Genomic DNA, 471 nt, shown 5'->3' on the forward strand with positions numbered 1-471 from the left:
TGAGAGTGCCGAGAATTTATCACACAGGCCCGATAACCCCAGGCCAAGTTCTGTCATTGGATGATGACGCCAGCGCCCATGTCGGCCGAGTGCTGCGCATGAGCAGCGGCGAGCAAATAAGCCTGTTCAATGGTGACGGCAAAGACTATCCGGCCACTATCGTCAGCGCCGGAAAGAAAGCCGTGGATGTACACGTGCTGTCTGCCATGGACAATCCCTCTGAGTCCCCCCTGGATCTGCACCTTGGGCAAGTGATCTCCCGCGGCGATCGCATGGACTTCACCTTACAAAAATCGGTAGAGTTGGGGGTTAACACCATCACGCCACTGTTTTCAGAGCGTTGCGGCGTTAAACTCAGCGGCGACAGGTTGGAAAAGAAACTGCAGCAGTGGCAAAAAATTGTTATCAGCGCCTGTGAGCAATCCGGCCGTAGCCGGGTCCCTGAAGTGAGACCGGTAATGGAGCTGGCAG

At 55.6% G+C, this 471-nt stretch carries 1 protein-coding gene; it reads left to right on the forward strand.

The window, feature by feature from the left end; all coding sequences use genetic code 11:
• A partial coding sequence (locus K5Q73_RS21405) for a 16S rRNA (uracil(1498)-N(3))-methyltransferase (RefSeq protein ID WP_220766205.1) occupies positions 1-471 on the forward strand: 471 nt, incomplete at both ends.

The sequence above is a fragment of the Shewanella sp. MBTL60-112-B2 genome (assembly GCF_019655055.1).
Classification (GTDB): domain Bacteria; phylum Pseudomonadota; class Gammaproteobacteria; order Enterobacterales; family Shewanellaceae; genus Shewanella.